Origin of the sequence: Luteimonas sp. 100069, assembly GCF_003813845.1 — a bacterium.
GTDB classification, from domain to species: domain Bacteria; phylum Pseudomonadota; class Gammaproteobacteria; order Xanthomonadales; family Xanthomonadaceae; genus Luteimonas; species Luteimonas chenhongjianii.
This window is the reverse complement of the sequence record NZ_RPFN01000001.1, coordinates 1068973-1089238: the sequence shown is the minus strand read 5'-3', so window position 1 is coordinate 1089238 and position 20266 is coordinate 1068973. Positions and strand designations below refer to the sequence as shown.

Below are 20266 nucleotides of genomic sequence, written 5' to 3'. Positions count from 1 at the left end.
CCGGCGATATCAAACCACGGATCAGGACTCGCGCGACGTGCTCAGCACAGCGAGGAAGGCTTCCTGCGGGATCTCGACGCGGCCTACCTGCTTCATGCGCTTCTTGCCTTCCTTCTGCTTCTCCAGAAGCTTCTTCTTGCGCGAGATATCGCCGCCATAGCACTTGGCCAGCACGTTCTTGCGCAGCGCCTTGACCGTGGTCCGGGCGATGATCTGCGCGCCGATCGCAGCCTGGATCGCCACGTCGAACTGCTGACGGGGGATCAGTTCCTTCATCTTCTCGGTCAGCTCGCGACCCCGCCGGTCGGCGTGGCTGCGATGGACGATGAGCGAGAGCGCATCCACCTTGTCGCCGTTGATCAGCGTATCCACGCGCACGAACGGACCGGCCTGGAAGCGCAGGAAGTGATAGTCGAGCGACGCGTAGCCGCGGCTGACCGACTTGAGCTTGTCGAAGAAATCCAGCACCACTTCGGCCATCGGCAGCTCGTAGCTGATCTGCACCTGGCTGGCCATGTACTGGATGCCGATCTGCACGCCGCGCTTGTCCTCGCACAGCTTGATGATCGCGCCGATGTAGGCCTCGGGGGTGAGGATGTTGGCGCGGATGATCGGCTCGCGCACTTCCTCGATCAGGTTCGACTGCGGCAGCTTGGCCGGATTGTCGAGCGAGATCACTTCACCGTCGGTCTTGAGCACCTCGTAGATCACCGTCGGCGCGGTGCTGATCAGGTCGAGGTCGTACTCGCGCTCCAGGCGCTCCTGCACGATCTCCATGTGCAGCATGCCGAGGAAGCCGCAGCGGAAGCCGAAGCCCATCGCCTCGGAGCTTTCGGGCTCGAAGCGAAGCGCGGCGTCGTTGAGGCGCAGCTTGTCCAGCGCCTCGCGCAGGTCCGGGTAGTCCTCGGCGTTGACCGGGAACAGGCCCGCGAAAACGCGCGGCTGCATTTCCTGGAACCCCGGGAGCGCCTTGTCGGCGGGCTTCGCGGCCAGGGTCAGCGTGTCGCCGACCGGCGCACCGTGCACGTCCTTGATCGACGCGGTGATCCAGCCCACTTCGCCTGCACGCAGGGCCGGCAGTTCCTTGCGCTTCGGGGTGAACACGCCGACCTTGTCGACGTCGTGCGTGCGCCCGGTCGACATCACCAGGATCTTGCTCTTGGGCGTGATCTCGCCCTGCATCACGCGCACCAGCGACACCACGCCGAGGTAGTTGTCGAACCAGGAGTCGATGATCAGCGCCTGCAGCCGGTCGGTATCGCGCGGCTTCGGCGGCGGAATGCGGTGCACGATCGCCTCGAGCACCTCTTCGACATTGAGCCCCGTCTTCGCGCTGACCGCGACGGCATCCTCGGCGTCGATGCCGATCACCGCTTCGATCTCGGCCTTGGCCTTCTCGATGTCGGCCGTGGGCAGGTCGATCTTGTTGAGCACCGGAATCACTTCCAGGCCCTGCTCCACCGCCGTGTAGCAGTTGGCGACCGACTGCGCCTCGACGCCCTGCGCCGCGTCCACCACCAGCAGCGCGCCTTCGCACGCGGCCAGCGAGCGGCTGACTTCATAGGAGAAGTCCACGTGGCCGGGCGTGTCGATGAAGTTCAGGTGGTAGATCTGCCCGTCGCGCGCCTTGTAAGGCAGCGAGACCGATTGCGCCTTGATCGTGATGCCGCGCTCGCGCTCGATCGGATTCGAGTCGAGCACCTGCGCCTCCATCTCGCGCGCCTGCAGGCCGCCACAGAGCTGGATGATGCGATCGGCAAGCGTCGACTTGCCATGGTCGACGTGGGCAATGATGGAGAAGTTGCGGATGTTCCGCATCGGATCGTGGGTCATTGGGCGGCGGCCGGGCCGTCGTCGAAAAGGTAACGGGCGATTATCGCACAGCGCCCGCACCGCACGCGGCCGGGTCGTGACCGGCCAGGCGCGCGCGCCAATGAGGGCCGGAAAAGGAACGGCCCGCTGCGCGAGCGGGCCGTTCCATGGCTGCCGGGACTGTTGCCGTTCAGCGCTCGGCGGCGCCGGGCACCGGCACGGCCCGGTACTGGGTGCCGCCGCTGCGTCCGCGGACCAGCAGCATCACGGTATCGCCCGGCTTGATCTCGCGCAGCGCGCGGTCGAGCGCCGCCGCGCTGGCGACCGGCGTGCGGCCGACCCGCAGGATGACGTCGCCCGGCGCGATACCGGCCCTGGCCGCGGCGCCCGTCCCGGCATTGGCCACCAGCACGCCCTCATCGTTGCCGAGCCCGTACTGCCGACGCTGGGCCGCGTCGAGATCGCGGCCAACCAGGCCGAGCGCATTGCCACCCGTCGCGGCGGCCGGCGCCTGCGACTGCGTACCCGCCGCGGCGGAAGTCGCTGCCCCCTCGAGCGCCGACAGGGTGACGTCGAACTCGCGGGTACGACCTTCGCGGAAGATCCCGACCCGCACCCGGGTGCCCGGCGTCTTGCTGCCAACAAGCGGCGGCAACTCGCTGGACGACACGATTTCGGTGCCGTCGACCGAACGGATCACGTCCCCCGGCTCGATGCCGGCCTTCTGCGCGGGGCTGCCGGGCAGGACCTCCTGGACCAGGGCGCCCTTGGTGTCGGGCAGCTTGAAGCCGGCCATGTCCTGCGGCGTGATCGCCGAGACCTGCACGCCCAGCGAACCGCGCTGCACGCTGCCGGTCTTCTTGATCTGCTCGGCCACGTTCGCGGCCACGTCGATCGGGATCGCGAAGCTGACGCCCATGTAGCCGCCGGAGTTGCTGAAGATCTGCGAGTTGATGCCGATCACCTCGCCCGCGACGTTGAGCAGCGGGCCACCGGAGTTGCCGCGGTTGATCGGCACATCGGTCTGGATGAACGGCACGTAGCGCTGGTTGGCGTAGGGGTTGGAGCGCTGCACCGCGCTGACGATGCCGGCGGTGACCGACTGCTCGAACCCGAACGGCGAGCCGATCGCGACCGCCCACTGGCCCGGCCTGACGCTCGCGCCGTTGCCGAAACGCAGCGTCGGCAGCCCCGTCGCGTCGATCTTGAGCACCGCGACATCGGACTCCGCGTCGCTGCCGACCACCTTGGCGACGAATTCGCGACGGTCGGACAGCCGCACCTTCACCTCGTCGGCGCCGTCCACCACGTGATGGTTGGTCAGCAGGTAGCCGTCGGAAGAGATGATGAAGCCGGTGCCCATCGAGGTGCCCCGCGGCGCGCTGCCACGGCCGCCCGGACCGCCGGGCATCTCGAAGCCCGGACCGAAGAAGCGGCGGAAGATCTCCGGGATCTGCGCATCGTCCGGCATCTGCTGTCCGCTCGCCTGACGCGCGCCGATCGTCGACTCGATACTCACGACCGCAGGGGTGACGCGCTCGACCAGACGGGTGAAATCGGGCAGCCCGCTGACCAGGGGCGCGGCGGACGTCGATGACACGCTGGCTGCGGTATCGGCAGGCGTCTGCGCAGCGGACTGCGCGACGGCATCAGGCATGAGGAAAGCAGTCGTCGCGGCCGACAGCGCAGCGACGAGGGACATCGTGAGCAGGGACTTTTTCATCGAGGTCATGCTGGACTCGGTGGAATGTGGAATGGGACGGAATCACGCTCGCGGGAGGCGCGCCGGCGCACGCCACCGTGAGCTTTCAGGGAACTCAGGGCAGCATCTGCGACGCGCCGGGAACGGACGCGGCATCGGCGGGATCGACCGGGAACCGTGGCAGTACCGTACTGGTCTGGGTTTCCCGCGCATCCCACGACGGCGCAGCGAACCGTTCGCCCTGACGGACGGAGAAGCTGCTGTTGGCGGAAAGGGACGACGCCCTCGGCCACGGGCGGGCAACGGCCGGCACGTCGGAAAAGCCCGGTTCGGCCGCTGCGGCGCCAGCCATGGCCATGGCCACGCCGACGCCGGCATGTGCGCCAGCGCCCTCGCCAGCACGCGTCGCGGGAGACGAAGCGACCGCGCGCGTCTCGGCCGGCTGAAGGCCCTGGCCGACACGCACCGCGGCGCGCTGCGACTGGCCGCGCGAAGCACGCTCGGTGGCGCCGCGGGGTGCTGCTGCGGCGACCGCCGCCGGCGCACTTTCCTGCAGGTCCGCCACCTGCATGGACGCATCCGCGATCGCGTCGACCGCGACCGGAGCAGGCGTCACCGGCGCGGCATTGGCCACCGCCGGCGTCGCAGTCACGGGCGCATCGACCGCACCCGGGCGGCCGACGAACAGGGCCACCAGTGCGACCGAAGCCACGAGCGCAGCCCCGCCGCCCCAGCGCAGCAGACGCGGGCGCCTGGCGTCCGCGATGACCACGGAGACAGTGCCGTCAGTGGCGATGCCACGCGCCACGCGTTCGGCGAAGTCGGGCGGCAACAGCGAGACATGGCGACCGCGCAGCACATCGCCACAGACCTGCCACCGCTCGAAGCAGCCCGAAAGTTCAGCGTCGTGTTCGAGCCGGCGGCGCAGGAAGCGCGCCTGGTCGTGCGACAGTTCAGCGTCGAGCATCGCCGACAGCTGCTGGCGGTGGAAGCGCTCGAGCTTGTCGGGATCGGGACCGGGCTGCAGGATTTCGATATCGTCGACTGTGTTCATCGGGTCACGCGCTCCACTTGTCTCTCGTTGTCCATCAAAGGCCGCAGTTCGCGATCGATCGCCTCGCGGGCCCGGAAGATCCTTGAACGCACGGTGCCGATCGGGCAGCCCATGCGTTCGGCGATCTCTTCGTAGCTCAGGCCGTCGACCTCGCGCAGGCTGATCGCGAGCCGTAGTTCCTCGGGCAGAGCTTCGACCGCGCGCATCACCGTTTGTTCCAGCTGCTGACGCATCAGTTCACGCTCTGGCGTGTCGCTGTCGCGCAGGCGGATGCTGCTGTCGAATTGCTCGGCATCCTCGACGTCGATGGCGTCGGTCGGCGGGCGCCGGTTGTGGGCAACCAGGTGGTTCTTCGCCGTGTTGACCGCGATGCGATGCAGCCAGGTGTAGAACTGGGAATCTCCGCGGAAGTTCGCCATCGCCCGGTAGGCGCGGATGAAGGTTTCCTGTGCGACGTCCTGCACTTCGCCCCAGTCCGAGATGTAGCGACCGATCAGTGCCGCGATCCGGTGTTGGTATTTGCGCACCAGCAGATCGAACGCCGCGACATCTCCGCCCTGCACCCGTTTGACCAGTTCCTCGTCCAGTTCAGTTCGCTCCCGGCTGTCGCTGTGCTCGGCCATCGGACCGGATCTCCTCAGAAGAAGCCCGGCCTGGCACGGGCAGTAAGACAGGCCGCTGCGCGAAAAGTTCCTCACAGCCGGTGTGGCAGTGTTGCCGCGCACCAACGCATGGTCTGGGGGCGATGCCCGCGTATGCCAAGTCGCAGGCGGTGCCCCGATGACACGCTTTCCGCTGATCCAGTCGGCCGCTGTTTTCAAACGCCGATTTGACGGCGCCGAAGCAACCTCGGGATCATAGGCGGATTCCCATACTCCAAAGAATGGTGCCGTATGTTCGCAGGTCTCGACGGGCTCCGCTTCAGTCACTGGCAAGCCGAATCGCGCGACGACGGCGTGCTCGTCCTCGCATTCGACCGTGCCGGCGAATCGGTCAACACCTTCGCGCAGGACGTGTTGATCGAACTCGATGCGTTGCTCGAACGCCTTGCCCTCGATCCGCCGCGTGCGCTGGTCATCCGCTCGGCCAAGGCCAAGGGCTTCATTGCCGGCGCGGACATCCGCGAGTTCCAGGCGTTCGATGCCAAGGGCACGATCGGCGATTCGATCCGTCGCGGACAGATGGCCTTCCAGCGCCTGGCCGAGCTGCCCTGCCCCACGGTGGCGGCGATCCACGGCTTCTGCATGGGTGGCGGTACCGAAATCGCGCTGGCCTGCGATTACCGCGTCGCCAGCGATGTCCCGTCGACCAGGATCGGCCTGCCCGAGGTCAAGCTGGGCATCTATCCGGGCTGGGGCGGCAGCGTTCGGCTGCCGCGGCTGGTCGGCGCGCCGGCGGCGTTCGACATGATGCTGACCGGCCGCGCGCTGTCGGCGAAAGCCGCGCGCGGCATCGGCCTCGTCGACAAGGTGGTCGATCAGGCGCTGCTCGTAGATGCGGCAATCGCGCTCGCGCTCAAGGGTGCCGAGCGTCCTTTCAAGCAGCGTTTCATGGGCTGGGCGACGAACATCTGGCCGGTGCGCCAGGTGCTGGCTCCGGTGCTGGTCAAGCAGGTCGCGCGCAAGGCGAAGAAGCAGCATTACCCGGCCCCGTACGCGATGATCGAAACCTGGCGCCGCGCGTCGGGCGATACCCGCGCGAGGCTGGCGGCCGAACGCAAATCGGTCGTCAAGCTGGCCGGCACGCCGACGGCGCGCAACCTCACCCGCGTGTTTTTCCTGATGGAGCGGCTCAAGGGGCTCGGCGGCAAGGCTGCGGGCGGCCAGGCTCCGATCCGGCGCGTGCACGTCATCGGCGCCGGTGTCATGGGCGGAGACATCGCGGCATGGTCGGCCTACAAGGGCTTCGACGTGACCCTTCAGGATCGCGAGCAGCCGTTCATCGACAAGGCGCAGGCACGTGCCGCAACGCTCTTCGAAAAGAAGGTCAAGGACACTGCCAAGCGGCCCGAGGTGGCAGCGCGCCTGCGCTCCGACCTCGCCGGTGATGGCGTGGTGGACGCGGACCTGGTGATCGAGGCCATCATCGAGAACGCCGAGGCCAAGCGCAGCCTGTACGCGGATATCGAACCCCGCCTGCCCGCGGACGCGCTGTTGACCACCAACACCTCCTCGATCCCGCTCGACGAACTGCGTAGCGGCATCGCCCGGCCCGGGCAGTTTGCCGGCCTGCACTATTTCAATCCCGTCGCCTCGATGCCCCTGGTGGAGATCGTCCACCACGACGCCGTCGACGAGGCGACCACGCAGCGCCTGGCTGCGTTCTGCAAGGCGATCGACAAACTCCCCGTTCCCGTCGCCGGCACCCCCGGCTTCCTGGTCAACCGTCTGCTGTTCCCCTACATGCTCGAGGCCGCGAGCGCGTACGCCGAGGGGATTCCCGGCAAGGCAATCGACAAGGCCGCGGTCGACTTCGGCATGCCGATGGGGCCGATCGAACTGATCGATACCGTGGGCCTGGACGTGGCGTCGGGCGTCGGCCAGGAACTCGCGCCGTTCCTGGGCCTGCGGATTCCGGCGTCTCTGGCATCGCCACCCGAAGCGGGCCGGCGCGGCAAAAAGGACGGCCAGGGCCTCTACACCTGGACCGACGGCAAGGCGCAGAAGCCCGAGCTGCCGAAGAACTATCGCGCGCCCGAGGATCTGCAGGACCGGCTGATCCTGCCGCTGCTCAACGAAGCCGTAGCCGCGCTGCACGACGGCGTGGTCGCCGACGCCGATCTGCTCGATGCGGGTGTGATCTTCGGCACCGGCTTCGCGCCGTTCCGTGGCGGCCCGATCCAGTACATCCGCGAAACCGGCGCCGATGTCATCGTCGAACGCCTGCGCACGCTGCAGGCGCGCCACGGCGATCGCTTCGCACCGCGTCCGGGCTGGGACAATCCGGCGCTGCAGCCGGTGCCGCGTACCGCCTGATACGCGCATGGCGCGACGCCCTGTCGCGCCGGGCCCTGAACCCTGGATAGTCGTTCGGGGCCACTGAATCCGGGCCCACCGCACCGGTAATCCGATCCGATCCGCGCGCGGCTGCGTCGCGCCGTGGGGACGCCCCTCAGCCGGGATGCCGCGCCGCCAGCGCGGCGGCGCGCGTTTCCAGTGCTTTGATGAGCGCCTTGCGCTCGGACGCGGTCAGATCGAGCATCTCGAAGGTATCGCCGAAGAACAGGCCGTCCAGGGCCAACGTCAAGATGAGCGCGTCGACGAAATCCGGGCCTAGCGCACGCAGGCGTTCGATATGCCCCCGCGCCTGCTGGCGGGGCGAGTCCATCAGTTCGGGCGCATTGACCGCCGCGGCGATGAGGGACTGGGTCGCCTTCGGTCCGTGCAGTTTGGCTTCCATGCCCTGACGCTGGGCATGCACGAAGGCCTGCAGGTAACCGCCCGGACCCGATGGAAACATCGCTTCGGCGGTCTCCAGATTGCTGCGTTGCTGATCCATCTGGTGCTCGACCACACCCTTGAGCAGCAGATCCTTGCTGGCGAAGTGGTACAGCACGCCGCCCTTGCTGACGCCTGCTTCGGCCGCCACCGCGTCGAGCGTCAGATGCGCCGCGCCCACCCGATCGGATACGGCAAGCGCCGCATCGAGAATGCGCCCGCGGGCGTTGCTGGCTGGCTTTCGGTTAGCCATGACACGCACCGTGACGACGATCGGGGAGTTCCGGTTTATACCTCCCGGCCGGTTTGGAGAACCTGAGGATCCGCATCCAGGCCCTTCCAGGTCCGCCACAGCGCGAATCGCTCAGGGTAGCCTGCGGTGCCGGAGGCCTATGCAGCCATGGGCCGGATCAAGAAGCTCTCCCGACCGGCGCGTCCGCGATCCAAGAAGGCGATCCAGGAAGAGCACGACGAGTCACTGCCCACGGCTGAGAGGACGAACTGCTGCGTCGCGTTGGGTCTGCGCGGGGGCTACCTGTTCCATCTCGTGGAAATCCGGCACCCCGCCTTGCGCGCGATGCGCGACGACGCGCGCTGAGCGCATCGTCCCTGACACGCGGCCCGCGCGATGCGGGCGGCGACCGACTCACATCGTGTGGGTCGGCTTCTCCGACTGCAGCGTCCCGGCGAGCAGCGTCTCGATCCGGTTCTTGACCGCCTCGCCTTCCGGGGTGTCGGCAAACTGCACGCCGACGCCTGCGGTGCGGTTGCCCTGCGCGCCGACCGGCGTCACCCAGACCACCTTGCCGGCGGCCGGCAGGCGATCGCTGGACTCGGGCAGGGTCAACAGCAGGAAGACCTCGTCACCGAGGAAATAGCGCTTGGAGGTCGGCACGAAGATGCCGCCCTGCTTGAGATAGGACATGTACGCGTTGTACAGCGCGGCCTTGTCCTTGACGGCGAGCGACAGGATGCCCTGACGTGCGCCTGCGGCGGTTGCGCTCATGGCTTGCGATTCCAGCGAAGAAGTCAGTTGCGGGCGATGGCGCCGCGCCATGCGAGCAGCAGCTCGGCAATGGCGAGGTCCGCACGCACCGTGGTCCTGAGCAGGTCACGGGTGCGATTGGCGGAATCGAACCACGCGGCCAGCTTCCCGATTCCCGCGACATCGGTCAAGCCGGATGCACGGGCGAGCGCGAGATCGGCAGCGTGCGCGACGCGTTCCGCGGCATCGTCGCCATTGGCCCAGCGCTGTGCGGTGGCGACGATGGCAAGCTCGCCCTTGGTCACGCCGGCAAGATCCTTGGCCACTTCCCGGCGCAGCGCCATGCCACCGCTCTCCAGCCAGTCCGCAGCGAGGCCTGGATGTCCGCGGGCAGCGTCGAGCGCTTCGACGGCATCGGCGTCGCGATGTCCCAGCCCGCGCAGCCACGCCAGCGCCTCCTCGCGTGGCGGCAGGCGGAACTCGATGCGCTGGCAACGGCTGCGGATCGTCGCGGGCAGACGCAGCGGATTGCCCGCGACCAGCCAGAGGTGGCGCCCGGGCTGCGGTTCCTCGAGGGTCTTGAGCAGCGCGTTGCAGGCGGCGGTGTTGACCGCGTCCGCGGGATCGACGATCGCGACCTGGGCGCTGCCGTACTGCGGCGTCAGCGACAGCTTGGCCGACAGTTCGCGGATCTGCTCGATGACGATCTCGGTCCGCAGCTTGGTGCCGTCCTTGGTCGGCACGAACGAGACCGCATGGAAATCGGGATGGGTGCCGGCAGCGAGCAGCTGCGCGCTGCGCACTTCACGATCCAGGCCCAGAACATGCGCGGCGAGCGCATCGGCGACCGCGCGCTTGCCCAGCCGCGCCGGCCCGCAGAACAGCAGGGCGTGGCCGAGCCGACCGCTGTCGAGCGCCGCGCGCACCTGCTCGTGGATGCGTGCCTGCCAGGGCGCGAAGGCGACTTTCGCGCTCATGCCCTGCCCCGCGCCGCGGTGAGCGCGCGTACGGCGTCCTCCGCGACAACGTCTGCGGGGCGCGTGGCGTCGATCACGTGGACACGCTGCGGCTCGGCCTGCGCGCGGGCCAGGAACGCACGTCGGACGCGCTCGAAGAACGCGTCCTGCTCCGCCTCGATCCGATCGGGAAACGCATCGCGTCCGCGGGCGCGTTCGCGGCCCTGGGCGACGCCCAGATCGAGCAGCAGCGTGATCGCCGGCGCGATCCCGACATGCGCCGCTTCCAGCGCGGCGATACGCGCCGGGTCGATGCCACGTCCGCCGCCCTGGTAGGCATAGCTGGAGTCCGTGAAGCGGTCGCTGACCACCCAGGCGCCGCGTTCGAGCGCGGGCAGGATGGTCATCCGCACGTGCTGGGCGCGCGCGGCGAACATCAGCAGCAGCTCGGTGTCCGGCGCCGCCGGCTCGTGCCCGGGATCGAGCAGCAGGCCACGGATCAGTTCGGCCAGCGGTGTGCCGCCGGGCTCGCGGGTACACACGACGTCGTCGCCGCCCGCCGACAGCGCCTCGCGCAGGGCGTGCAGCACCGTGGTCTTGCCCGCCCCTTCGCCGCCTTCGACCGTGACGAAGCGCGGATACGTACGCAATGCGCTCACTCGCTGTCGTCCGCGCCGATGGCGGCTTCCACTTCGACCTCGTTCGGCGCTTCCTCGGCCGCTGCGGCAGGGCTGCTGCCCGCGTTGCCGCCACCGTGGCGCGCGCGGTAGCGGCGCACGTAATCGCGCACGGCGACGTTGTGTGCGGCGTAGGTCGGCGAGAACACATGGCGCCCGCTGCCGTCCCCGACGGCGACGAAGTACAGCGCGTCACCGTCGGCGGGATGCGTGGCGGCCTGGATCGCCGCGGCGCCCGCCATGGCGATCGGCGTCGGCGGCAGGCCATCGCGGGTATAGGTGTTGTAGGGCGTGTCGGTCTGCAGGTCGCTGCGGCGGATGTTGCCGTCGTAGGCGGTGCCCATGCCATAGATCACTGTGGGATCGGTCTGCAGGCGCATGCCAAGCTTGAGGCGGCGGTTGAACACGCCCGAGATCGCAGGGCGTTCTTCTGCGATGCCGGTTTCCTTCTCGATGATCGAGGCCAGCACCAGTGCCGCTTCGCGATCTTCGAGCTTCAGTCCCGGCGCGCGCGTCTCCCAGGCCTGGTCGAGGGTGGCTTCCAGCGCGGCGTTGGCACGCCGCAGCAGGTCCACGTCGCTGTCGCCCGTGGTGTAGAGATAGGTTTCGGGCAGGAAGCGCCCCTCCGGATGCACGCCCGGCTTGCCGAGCGCCGCCATCAGCTCGGCATCGTCGATGTCCTGCAGGGTCTGCACCAGCGGCGTCGCGCGGGCCAGCGCTGCGCGCAGTTCGCGGATGTTCCAGCCTTCGACGATCGTGAAACGGTGATGGATGACCTTGCCGTCGCGCATCCGGATCAGCAGCTCACGCGGCGTCATCGACGGGGCCAGCGGGTACTCGCCGACCTGGATCCGGGAATCGGCGCCCAGCTCGCGTGCGAGCACGCGCCATTCCAGTTCATGCCCCTGGGTCGCGCCGGCCTCGCGCAGGCGTCCGAGCACACGCTGGAACGAGTCGCCGCGCGCGACCACCAGGGTGCCGGCATCGGCCAGCCCGGTCATCGGTCCATCGGCAAAGCGGGTGTAACGCGCGTGCAGCAGGAACGCGGCGACGCCGGCGAGCAGCGCGATCACCACGACCCCGCTCAGCAGGACGGGCAGGATGCGGCGGCGGGCGCGGGGCGTTGCGGAATCGGTCATGGGCGGCGGTGGCCGTCACTGTGGAAGCGGGCGGGCAGGATACCGTGGCAGGCCGGCGGCCATACAGACACCGCCGCGACCGGGCGGCCTGCGCCCGTCGCCCTGCGATCAGCCCGACAGGCCGAGTGCGCGCAGGGTGCCGCGCGCCTTGGCGCGGGTTTCCTCGAGTTCGCGATCGGGATCGGAGTCGGCGACGATCCCGGCCCCGGTGCGGAAGCGCGCGGTATCGCCCTCCACCTCGGCGCTGCGGATCAGGATGTTCAGGTCCAGGTCGCCATCACGGTTCAGCCAGCCCATCGCGCCGGTGTAGGCGCCGCGTCCCTGCCCTTCGAGCTCGGCGATGATCTGCATGCAGCGGACCTTGGGACAACCGGTGATCGTGCCACCGGGGAACACCGCGGCGATCGTGCGGCCGGGCGTGGTCCCGGGCCGCAGCCGGCCACGCACGTTGCTGACGATGTGGTGCACGTGGGCATAGCTCTCCACGCACATCAGTTCATCGACCTCGACGCTGCCCGGCACGCAGACCCGGCCCAGATCGTTGCGCTCCAGATCCACCAGCATCACATGTTCGGCGCGTTCCTTCGGATGGCCGACCAGTTCCTGCACACGCGCCGCGTCATCGTCGCCATCGAAGCGCGCGCGGGTGCCGGCGATGGGTCTGGTCTCGGCCAGATCGCCCCGCACCGAAACCAGCCGCTCGGGCGATGCGCTGGCCACCGCCCAGCCGTCCCCCTGCAGCAGGCCGGCGAAGGGCGCCGGATTGTGCTCGCGCAGCCGCGCATACAACGCCGCAGGATCCAGCGGGCCGGCGAAGCGGGCCCGCCAGCCGCGGGAGAGATTCGCCTGGAAGACGTCGCCGGCGGCGAGGTAGTCGAGCACGCGCCGCACCCCGCCCGTGAAGCGTTCAGGGGCGTCCTCGTCGAGCGCGACCGGCGCCTGCCAGTCGGGCGCGGCAGGGACCGGCTGCCCGGCTGCGGCCACGAGTGCCGCCAGGAGCGTCTCGGCGCCGGCTTCGGCGACCGCGATGCACTCGCCACTGGCATGGTCGCGCAGGATCGCCGCGGGGCAGCGCCAGGCGACCGCGACCGGCAGCCCGCCACTTGCGTCCGGCAGCGTCAGGACCGGCTCGACCTGGGCCGCCAGCTCATAGCCCAGATACAGCGCCCAGCCGCCCCGGAACGGCCAGCGCGGCTCCTCGCGGGGCTGGCGCAGTGTCCGCCATTGCGCATCGAGAGCGTCCAGAAAGCCGCCATCGAGCGGCGCACCGGCCGCGTCACGGGTCACCCCGTCGGGGTCGAGCTGCAGACGCGTGCCGTCGGTGGCCAGCAGCAGGTCCCAGCGCGCATGCGCTGTGCCGTGGGCCACCGATTGCAGCAGCAGCGGGTGTCGCGTCGGCGCCGCGCGTTGCAGCGCCAGCAGGTCGGTCCCGGGGGCAAGCGGATGGGTGATCAGCACGGCGGGATCCTGTGGGCTGCGGTCATGCTGACGTGCGCGGACGCCCGGCCGCTTCAGGCGTCGAGTTCGGTCCAGCGCTGGTATGCGGCGTCGAGCGCTTCCTGGGCTGTCCGCAGCTGTTCACCATGCGCGGCGATCGCGGCCGCATCGCGCTGGTAGAACGTGGCGCCCTGCATCTCGCTGGTCAGGCGGGCGATCTCCGCCTCCAGTTGCTCGATGCGACCCGGCAACTGCTCGAGTTCGCGCTGATCCTTGTAGCTGAGCTTGCGGCGGGTCGCGGTTGCGTCGGCCGGCGCCGCGGTCGTGGCGGCCTTCGGTGCCAGCGTGGTGGCCGGCAACGCGGTGCCGGGTTGCGGGCGCTGCCGCAGCCAGTCCTCGTAGCCGCCGATGTATTCGCCGACGTGGCCGTCGCCTTCCATCACCAGCGTCGAGGTCACCACGTTGTCGAGGAAGTCGCGGTCATGGCTGACCAGCAGCAGGGTGCCGGGATACTCGGCCAGCAGCTCTTCCAGCAGCTCCAGCGTCTCCACGTCGAGATCGTTGGTGGGTTCGTCCATCACCAGCAGGTTCGACGGCTGCGCGAACAGCTTGGCCAGCAGCAGGCGGTTGCGCTCGCCGCCCGACAGCCGGGTGATCGGCGCGCGCGCGCGTTCCGGCGTGAACAGGAAATCCTGCAGATAGCCGATCACGTGCTTGCGGGTGCCGTTGATCTCGACGAAATCCTGGCCTTCGGCGACGTTCTCCAGCGCGTTCCAGTCCTCGCGCAGCGTGGCGCGATACTGGTCGAAGTAGGCGATCTGCAGCTGGGTGCCGGCCTTCACTTCACCGGACTGCGGCTGCAGCTCGCCGAGCAGCAGCTTGAGCAGCGTGGTCTTGCCGGTGCCGTTGGCGCCGATCAGGCCCACCCGGTCGCCGCGGAAGATCGTGGTCGAGAAGCCATCGATCAGGCGTCGCTCGCCGAACGCGAACGACACGTCCTTCAGTTCGATGACCTTCTTGCCCGAGGCATTGGCCTGCGCGGCGGCCATGCGCACGTTGCCGGTCAGATCACGGCGCTGGGCCCGTTCGTTGCGCATCGCCTCGAGCCTGCGCACGCGGCCTTCGTCGCGCGTGCGACGGGCCTTGATGCCCTGCCGGATCCAGGTCTCCTCCTGGGCCAGCAGCTTGTCGAAACGGGCCTGTTCCTGGGCCTCGGCATTGAGCCGCTCCTCGCGCCGGCGCACGTAGTTGTGCCAGTCGCCGGGCCAGCTGGTCACCTTGCCGCGGTCGATCTCGACGATCCGGGTCGCCAGCGCACGCAGGAAGCGCCGGTCATGGGTCACGAACACGATCGCGCCGGGCCACTGCTTGAGGAAGCCCTCGAGCCAGTCGATCGCGGCGATGTCGAGGTGGTTGGTCGGCTCGTCGAGCAGCAGGATGTCCGGCGCCGACACCACGGCGCGCGCCAGCAGCACGCGGCGCTTCATGCCGCCCGAGAGGCGGGTGAACTCGGCATCGCCGTCGAGCTGCAGGCGCTCGAGCACCTCGGTCACGCGCTGATCGATGCGCCAGCCGTCGAGCGCTTCGATGCGCGCCTGCACGTCGGCCAGCGCGTCGTAATCCTCGGCATGCAGCAGCCGGTGATATTCGGCCAGCGCGGCGCCGGCTTCGCCCAGCCCCCCGGCGACCACGTCGAACACGCTGCCGTCCGCGCCGGCGGGCACTTCCTGCTCGAGGCGGGTGACGCGCACGCCCTGCTCGCGGCGGATCTCGCCGTCGTCGGGTCGGATCTCGCCGTCGATCAGGCGCATCAGAGTGGATTTTCCGGCGCCGTTGCGGCCGATCAGCGCGACGCGCTCGCCGCGCTCGATCGCCAATTCCACACCGTCCAGCAGCAAGGGTCCGCCGACGCTGTAGTCGACGTCATTCAAGGTCATCAAAGGCATCGGAGGATTCTACCGGGTCTGGACGGCTGCGGCTGCGTGGGCGAACGCCCGCGCTTGCGGCGTCTTTAAGCCCTCCCCCGCCTGCGGAGAGGGCTGGCGGGGGCGAAGCCTCCGTGTCGAAGCAACCTCAAGGCGGTCGTCGGTGGGACACCCTGACACCAGACATCCCGGGGCGGGCCGATGGCCCTCCTCCCAAGCCTCGCCCGCTATGCCTCCCCCGCCATGCAGGGGAGGGCCTCGATGGGCGTCGCTCGCGAGGGCGTGGGAGGAATTCCGGGAAAGCCTGCCCTCACCCCACCATCGGCGTCCGCCGATGGTCCTCCCCTCTCCCGTGGGGAGAGGGGCGTCGGTGTTCCGCCTGCGGCGGAACGCGACTTGTCACGAACTACACGACAGCATCGAACAGCCGGCCTTCGTGCGCGCCCAGTCCGGACGCCTGGCGGCAAACGCCTCACGACCCGGCTGCTCGTCGTAGGGGCGGCGCATGACATCGAGCAGTTCCGCGATGGCGTCGGGGTCGCCGGCCTCTGCCCGGTCGATCGCCTGTTGCGCAAGATAGTTGCGCAGCACGAACTTCGGATTGGCGGCGTGCATCCGCGCGCGCCTGTCGGCGGCCGGCTCGCCGGTCTCGCGCAGCCGCGCCGCGTACTGCTGCAGCCACGCCTCCAGCCGCGTGCGGACTTCGTCGCGCGCAGCCTCGTCGTAGAACGCGTCGGCGACGACATCGAGCGTGGGCGCCTGCGGATCCAGATCGGCGAGCCCGCGGAAGAACAGGGTCATGTCGACTTCGCCCGCCTGCAGCAGCCCCTGCAGCGCACGCATCGCATCGCCGTCGCTGTCGCGGAAGTCCGGCAGGCCGAGTTTGGCGGCGGTGGTCTCGCGCTCGAGCCGCGCGTAGGTTTCGGCATAGGCATCCAGTCCGGCCTGCAGCGGCGCGACGTCGTCGAACAGCGGCGACAATGCCTGCGCAAGCCGCCCCAGGTTCCAATGCGCGACCCGTGGCTGCCAGCCGAAGCGGTAGCGGCGACCCTGGGCATCGGTGGTGTTGGGGGTCCAGTCGGGATCGTAGTTGTCCACCCAGCCGTAGGGGCCGTAATCGATGGTGAGCCCGAGAATCGACATGTTGTCGGTGTTCATGACGCCGTGGACGAAGCCCACCCGCATCCAGCCGGCAATCATTTCCGCGGTCCGGGTGCAGACTTCGGTAAACCACGCGCCGTACAGCGCCTCGCCGTCACCTTCGAGATGGGGGAAATCGCGCGCGATCGTGAAGTCCGCGAGCGCGCGCAGCAGATCGATGTCGCCGCGCGAGGCCGGCAGCTCGAAATGGCCGAAGCGGATGAACGAGGGCGCGACCCGGCACACGATCGCGCCGGGCTCGGGCGCGGCATTGCCGTCGTAGAACATGTCGCGCACGACCGCATCGCCGGTTGCCACCAGCGACAGCGCACGCGTGGTCGGAATGCCGAGATGGTGCATGGCCTCGCTGCACAGGAACTCGCGCACCGACGAGCGCAGCACCGCGCGTCCGTCGGCCGTGCGCGAGTACGGCGTCGGACCGGCACCCTTGAGCTGCAGCTCCCAGCGCCGCCCGTCGTCCGCCACGCCTTCTCCGAGCGTGATCGCGCGTCCATCGCCAAGCTGACCCGCCCAGTGCCCGAACTGGTGGCCGCCGTAGTTGGACGCGAACGGCATCATGCCCGGGGCCAGCGCATTGCCGCCGAAGACCTCGGCGAACATGGGTGAGGCGACCGTCTCGGCGTCGAAGCCGAGCGCGCGCGCCATTTCCGCCGAGTGCGCGAGCAGGCGCGGGCGCGCGACCGGCGTGGGCAGCACCGGCGACCACGCCGCGCCCTCCACCTGCCGGCGCCGGCTGCCGGACTCCGTATCGCCGGGCAGCGCGTGCACGAAGCGGTTGTCGAAGCGCAGCCCGTGGGCCAGCGCAGCGGATGCCGGGCCGCTCACCGGCCCAGCTCGAACGGCCCGCCGGCCTCGACCGCGCGCAGGTATGCGGGGCGTGCGTGGATCCGCTCGACGAACCGGCGGATGTTCGGACCGACCAGGTCCGGAGCGCGTGCGACGGCCGCTTCCAGGGGAAAGCTCATCTGGATGTCGGCCGCGGTGAAGCGGTCGCTCGCGAACCACTGGTAGGCGCCCAGCTCGCGATCGATGTACTGGAGGTGGGTCTGCAGCTGCGGGGCGATGAAGGCCTGCGTGACCTTGTCGGCGATGCCGCGGGCAACCGGCTTCACGAAGAACGGCATCGGCGCGCTGCGCAGGCGGGAAAACACCAGCGACAGCAGCAGCGGCGGCATCGCCGAGCCTTCCGCGTAATGCAGCCACTGCCGGTAGCGCAGACGTTCGTCTTCATCCTCCGGGCCCGGAGAAATCGCGTGTTCCGTATCGAAGCGCTCGATCAGGGCCTCGATGATCGCGCCGGATTCGACCAGGCGGCGCCCTTCCAGCTCGACGATCGGCGCCTTGCCGAGCGGATGCACGTCGCGCAGCTCCCGGGGCGCAAGCATCGTCTTCGGGTCACGCGCGTAGCGGACGACCTGGTAGGGCTGGCCAAGCTCTTCGAGCAACCACAGCACACGCTGCGAACGCGAGTTTTCCAGATGGTGGACGCGGATCATGAGGGGGTTTCCGGTGCGATCCTGTTGCAGATGGGGACGCGGCCGCACGAACCGAAGGGTCGCGCCGCTTCGCCCCCAGGGACGTGAACGGCAGCCATCGCGGTCGCGTGACGGCGCCGTGATCGAATCCTTCGCCCGCCCGCCCGGTTTAGACTATGCGGTTCCCCGCCCGGCCCTGCGCCGGCGCTATGAGAGACCGCACTATGAGCGCCGAGACGCCCATCACGCCCGACGAATCCCCCAAGTTCACCGACCTCAACCTGCCCGAGCCGCTGCTGCGCGCGCTTGCCGCGGTGGGCTACGAATCACCCTCCCCGATCCAGGCCGCGACGATCCCGCCGCTGCTGGCCGGCCGCGACGTGCTGGGCCAGGCCCAGACCGGCACCGGCAAGACCGCCGCGTTCGCGTTGCCGGTCCTGGCCCGCATCGATCCCGCGCAGCGCAAGCCCCAGGCGCTGGTGCTGGCGCCGACCCGCGAACTTGCGATCCAGGTGGCCGAGGCCTTCCACAAGTACGCGGCGTTCATGCCCGGCTTCCAGGTGCTGCCGATCTACGGCGGCCAGGGCTATGCCCAGCAGCTCAGCGCGCTCAAGCGCGGCGTGCAGGTGATCGTCGGCACGCCGGGACGCGTGATCGACCATCTCGAGCGCGGCTCGCTGGACCTGTCCGAACTGCGCGCGCTGGTGCTCGACGAAGCCGACGAGATGCTGCGCATGGGCTTCATCGACGACGTCGAGGCCGTGCTGAAGAAGACGCCCGAGTCGCGCCAGGTCGCACTGTTCTCGGCGACGATGCCGCAGCAGATCCGCCGCATCGCCCAGACCTACCTCAAGGATCCGGTCGAGATCGCGATCAAGTCGACGACGACGACCGCGGCCAACATCCGCCAGCGCTACTGGATGGTCAGCGGCGTCAACAAGCTCGACGCCCTGACGCGGATCCTCGAGGCGGAGCCCTTCGACGCGATGATCATCTTCGCCCGCACCAAGCTGGGGACCGAGGAACTGGCACAGAAGCTGGCGGCGCGCGGGCTGTCGGCCGCGGCAATCAATGGCGACCTGGACCAGAAGCAGCGCGAGCGTGCGATCCAGAACCTCAAGGACGGCCGTCTCGACGTGCTGGTGGCGACCGACGTGGCCGCCCGCGGCCTGGACGTCGACCGTATCAGCCACGTGCTCAATTACGACATTCCATACGACACCGAGAGCTACGTGCACCGCATCGGCCGCACCGGCCGCGCGGGTCGCAGTGGCGAGGCCATCCTGTTCGTCGCCCCGCGCGAACGCGGCATGCTCGGCGCCATCGAGCGCGCCACGCGGCAGAAGATCGAGCAGATGCAGCTGCCCAGCGTCGAGACGGTCAATGAGGCGCGCGTCGCCAAGTTCCTCGAGAAGATCACGACCGCGCTGGAGAGCAGCGACCTGGGCATCTTCCGCGACTTGATCGAACGCTACGAGCGCGAACACAACGTGCCCGCGGCCGAAATCGCGGCCGCACTGGCCAAGGTGGTCCAGGGCAGCACACCCCTGCTGCTCGAGCCGCCGCGCAAGCCGGAAAAGCCGGCATTCGAGCGCGAATACGTCGAACGTCCGGGTGGCCGCGAAGCGTCGCGTTCGGCGCGCGAACCGCGTGAGCCCCGCGAACCGCGCGCACCGCGTCCGGACACCGGCCCGCGCGACCCGGACGTCGGCATGGAGACCTTCCGCATCGAGGTCGGCTACGTGCACGGCGTGCAGCCGGGCAACATCGTCGGCGCGATCGCCAACGAAGCCGACCTGGAGAGCAAGTTCATCGGCCGCATCGACATCCGCGACGACTACAGCCTGGTCGACCTGCCCGAAGGCATGCCCAAGGAGCTGCTCGAGCACCTGAAGAAGGTCCGCGTCGGCGGCCAGCCGATCCGCATCCGCCGTGCCGAAGACGCCGACATGACCGCCGCGCCGCCGCGTGCCAAGCGCCCGTTCGGCGCCAAGCCGCCGGGGAACAGGCCGGGGGGCTTCAAGCCGGGTGGCCCGCGCAAGGGACCGCCGCGTCGCGACCCGCGCTGAGCGAGTAAGCGGTAAGCGGTAAGCGGTAAGCGAATCTTCGAATCCGGCGGGGCGGATGCCCTGCCGGTCGCTGCGGCAGGGCGCGGGCCGGCCGCAGCATATGCGCCCGAGGACCCGTAGCGCGGTCTCCGGCACAGTCGAGTCGCATCCACCGTCGCGGCGCATGCCGCGACCCGGATGCATCGGCAGCGGCGCAGCTTCAAGAGCTGCACCTTCGGCGTCCTGCACGCCAGCGAATCGACGACACGCGATCAGGCAACCTGCGCGGCCGCCTCACCTGCTCCCTCACTTGAACGCCAGCCCGGCGCGCGACCGCGCGTTGCCGGGGCCGATCATGCCCGGCAGCCCGGTGCATGTGGGAGCGCCCTCGACTGGCCCTCATGCCCGCAGCGGGAATGTCCTGCGATCAGCGTCCTGCCCGTGCAGCTCCGACGACT

16 protein-coding genes are annotated in these 20266 nt (G+C 69.3%); 3 read left to right on the top strand and 13 right to left on the bottom strand.

Features of this window, described 5'->3' with window-relative positions; all coding sequences use genetic code 11:
* Window positions 1–21 precede the first annotated feature (21 nt).
* The 4 genes from lepA to rpoE form a co-directional block, all read right to left on the bottom strand.
* A complete protein-coding gene (gene lepA / locus EGK76_RS04815) occupies window positions 22–1818 on the bottom strand; it encodes a translation elongation factor 4 (protein WP_199730873.1) in 1797 nt (598 codons plus the stop codon).
* A gap of 184 nt (window positions 1819–2002) precedes the next feature.
* Window positions 2003–3469 (bottom strand): Do family serine endopeptidase, encoded by a 1467-nt coding sequence (locus EGK76_RS04810; protein ID WP_233580197.1) that lies wholly within the window; start codon window positions 3467–3469, stop codon window positions 2003–2005.
* 160 nt (window positions 3470–3629) lie between these two features.
* Entirely contained in the window at window positions 3630–4568 is a 939-nt protein-coding gene (locus tag EGK76_RS04805; protein WP_096298688.1) for an RseA family anti-sigma factor, read from the bottom strand.
* Window positions 4565–5191, bottom strand: coding sequence for an RNA polymerase sigma factor RpoE (rpoE, locus tag EGK76_RS04800; protein WP_096298690.1), 627 nt, complete (start codon window positions 5189–5191; stop codon window positions 4565–4567). The genes EGK76_RS04805 and rpoE overlap by 4 nt, the downstream gene beginning before the upstream one ends.
* A 270-nt stretch (window positions 5192–5461) precedes the next feature.
* Here rpoE and EGK76_RS04795 point away from each other — a divergent pair, with 270 nt between their 5' ends.
* On the top strand, window positions 5462–7543 hold the full coding sequence (locus EGK76_RS04795; protein WP_123831812.1) for a 3-hydroxyacyl-CoA dehydrogenase NAD-binding domain-containing protein: 2082 nt from the start codon (window positions 5462–5464) through the stop codon (window positions 7541–7543).
* A gap of 136 nt (window positions 7544–7679) precedes the next feature.
* Here the strand turns inward: EGK76_RS04795 and EGK76_RS04790 are convergent, their stop codons facing one another.
* Window positions 7680–8258, bottom strand: coding sequence for a TetR/AcrR family transcriptional regulator (locus tag EGK76_RS04790; protein ID WP_123831811.1), 579 nt, complete (start codon window positions 8256–8258; stop codon window positions 7680–7682).
* A 147-nt stretch (window positions 8259–8405) separates the two neighbouring features.
* On the opposite strand from EGK76_RS04790, the gene EGK76_RS04785 reads away from it, so the two are divergent.
* Window positions 8406–8603: a hypothetical protein gene (locus EGK76_RS04785; RefSeq protein ID WP_123831810.1), complete on the top strand. Its 198-nt coding sequence runs from the start codon at window positions 8406–8408 to the stop codon at window positions 8601–8603.
* Window positions 8604–8651: 48 nt separating this feature from the next.
* On the opposite strand, the gene EGK76_RS04780 is transcribed toward EGK76_RS04785, so the two are convergent.
* The 8 genes from EGK76_RS04780 to EGK76_RS04745 form a co-directional block, all read right to left on the bottom strand.
* Complete coding sequence (locus tag EGK76_RS04780; protein WP_096300575.1) at window positions 8652–9011, bottom strand: PilZ domain-containing protein; 360 nt, start codon at window positions 9009–9011, stop codon at window positions 8652–8654.
* 23 nt (window positions 9012–9034) lie between these two features.
* On the bottom strand, window positions 9035–9967 hold the full coding sequence (locus EGK76_RS04775; protein WP_123831809.1) for a DNA polymerase III subunit delta': 933 nt from the start codon (window positions 9965–9967) through the stop codon (window positions 9035–9037).
* Entirely contained in the window at window positions 9964–10605 is a 642-nt protein-coding gene (tmk, locus tag EGK76_RS04770; protein WP_096298699.1) for a dTMP kinase, read from the bottom strand. The genes EGK76_RS04775 and tmk overlap by 4 nt, the downstream gene beginning before the upstream one ends.
* Window positions 10602–11762, bottom strand: a complete 1161-nt coding sequence (mltG, locus tag EGK76_RS04765; protein ID WP_123831808.1) for an endolytic transglycosylase MltG — start codon at window positions 11760–11762, stop codon at window positions 10602–10604. The genes tmk and mltG overlap by 4 nt, the downstream gene beginning before the upstream one ends.
* A gap of 108 nt (window positions 11763–11870) precedes the next feature.
* Window positions 11871–13220 carry an aminodeoxychorismate synthase component I gene (locus EGK76_RS04760; protein WP_233580155.1) on the bottom strand — a complete coding sequence of 450 codons (1350 nt, stop codon included), beginning with the start codon at window positions 13218–13220 and terminating at the stop codon, window positions 11871–11873.
* 53 nt (window positions 13221–13273) lie between these two features.
* Window positions 13274–15145 carry an ATP-binding cassette domain-containing protein gene (locus EGK76_RS04755; RefSeq protein ID WP_096298703.1) on the bottom strand — a complete coding sequence of 624 codons (1872 nt, stop codon included), beginning with the start codon at window positions 15143–15145 and terminating at the stop codon, window positions 13274–13276.
* Between the two features lie 378 nt (window positions 15146–15523).
* Window positions 15524–17110, bottom strand: coding sequence for a YdiU family protein (locus tag EGK76_RS04750; protein WP_233580154.1), 1587 nt, complete (start codon window positions 17108–17110; stop codon window positions 15524–15526).
* Window positions 17107–17781 (bottom strand): glutathione S-transferase, encoded by a 675-nt coding sequence (locus EGK76_RS04745; RefSeq protein WP_123831807.1) that lies wholly within the window; start codon window positions 17779–17781, stop codon window positions 17107–17109. Before EGK76_RS04745 ends, EGK76_RS04750 begins: the two co-directional genes overlap by 4 nt.
* 203 nt (window positions 17782–17984) lie before the next feature.
* On the opposite strand from EGK76_RS04745, the gene EGK76_RS04740 reads away from it, so the two are divergent.
* The gene (locus EGK76_RS04740; protein WP_123831806.1) at window positions 17985–19829 is read left to right on the top strand and encodes a DEAD/DEAH box helicase; all 1845 of its coding nucleotides are present in this window, start codon (window positions 17985–17987) and stop codon (window positions 19827–19829) included.
* The last annotated feature ends 437 nt before the right edge of the window (window positions 19830–20266 follow it).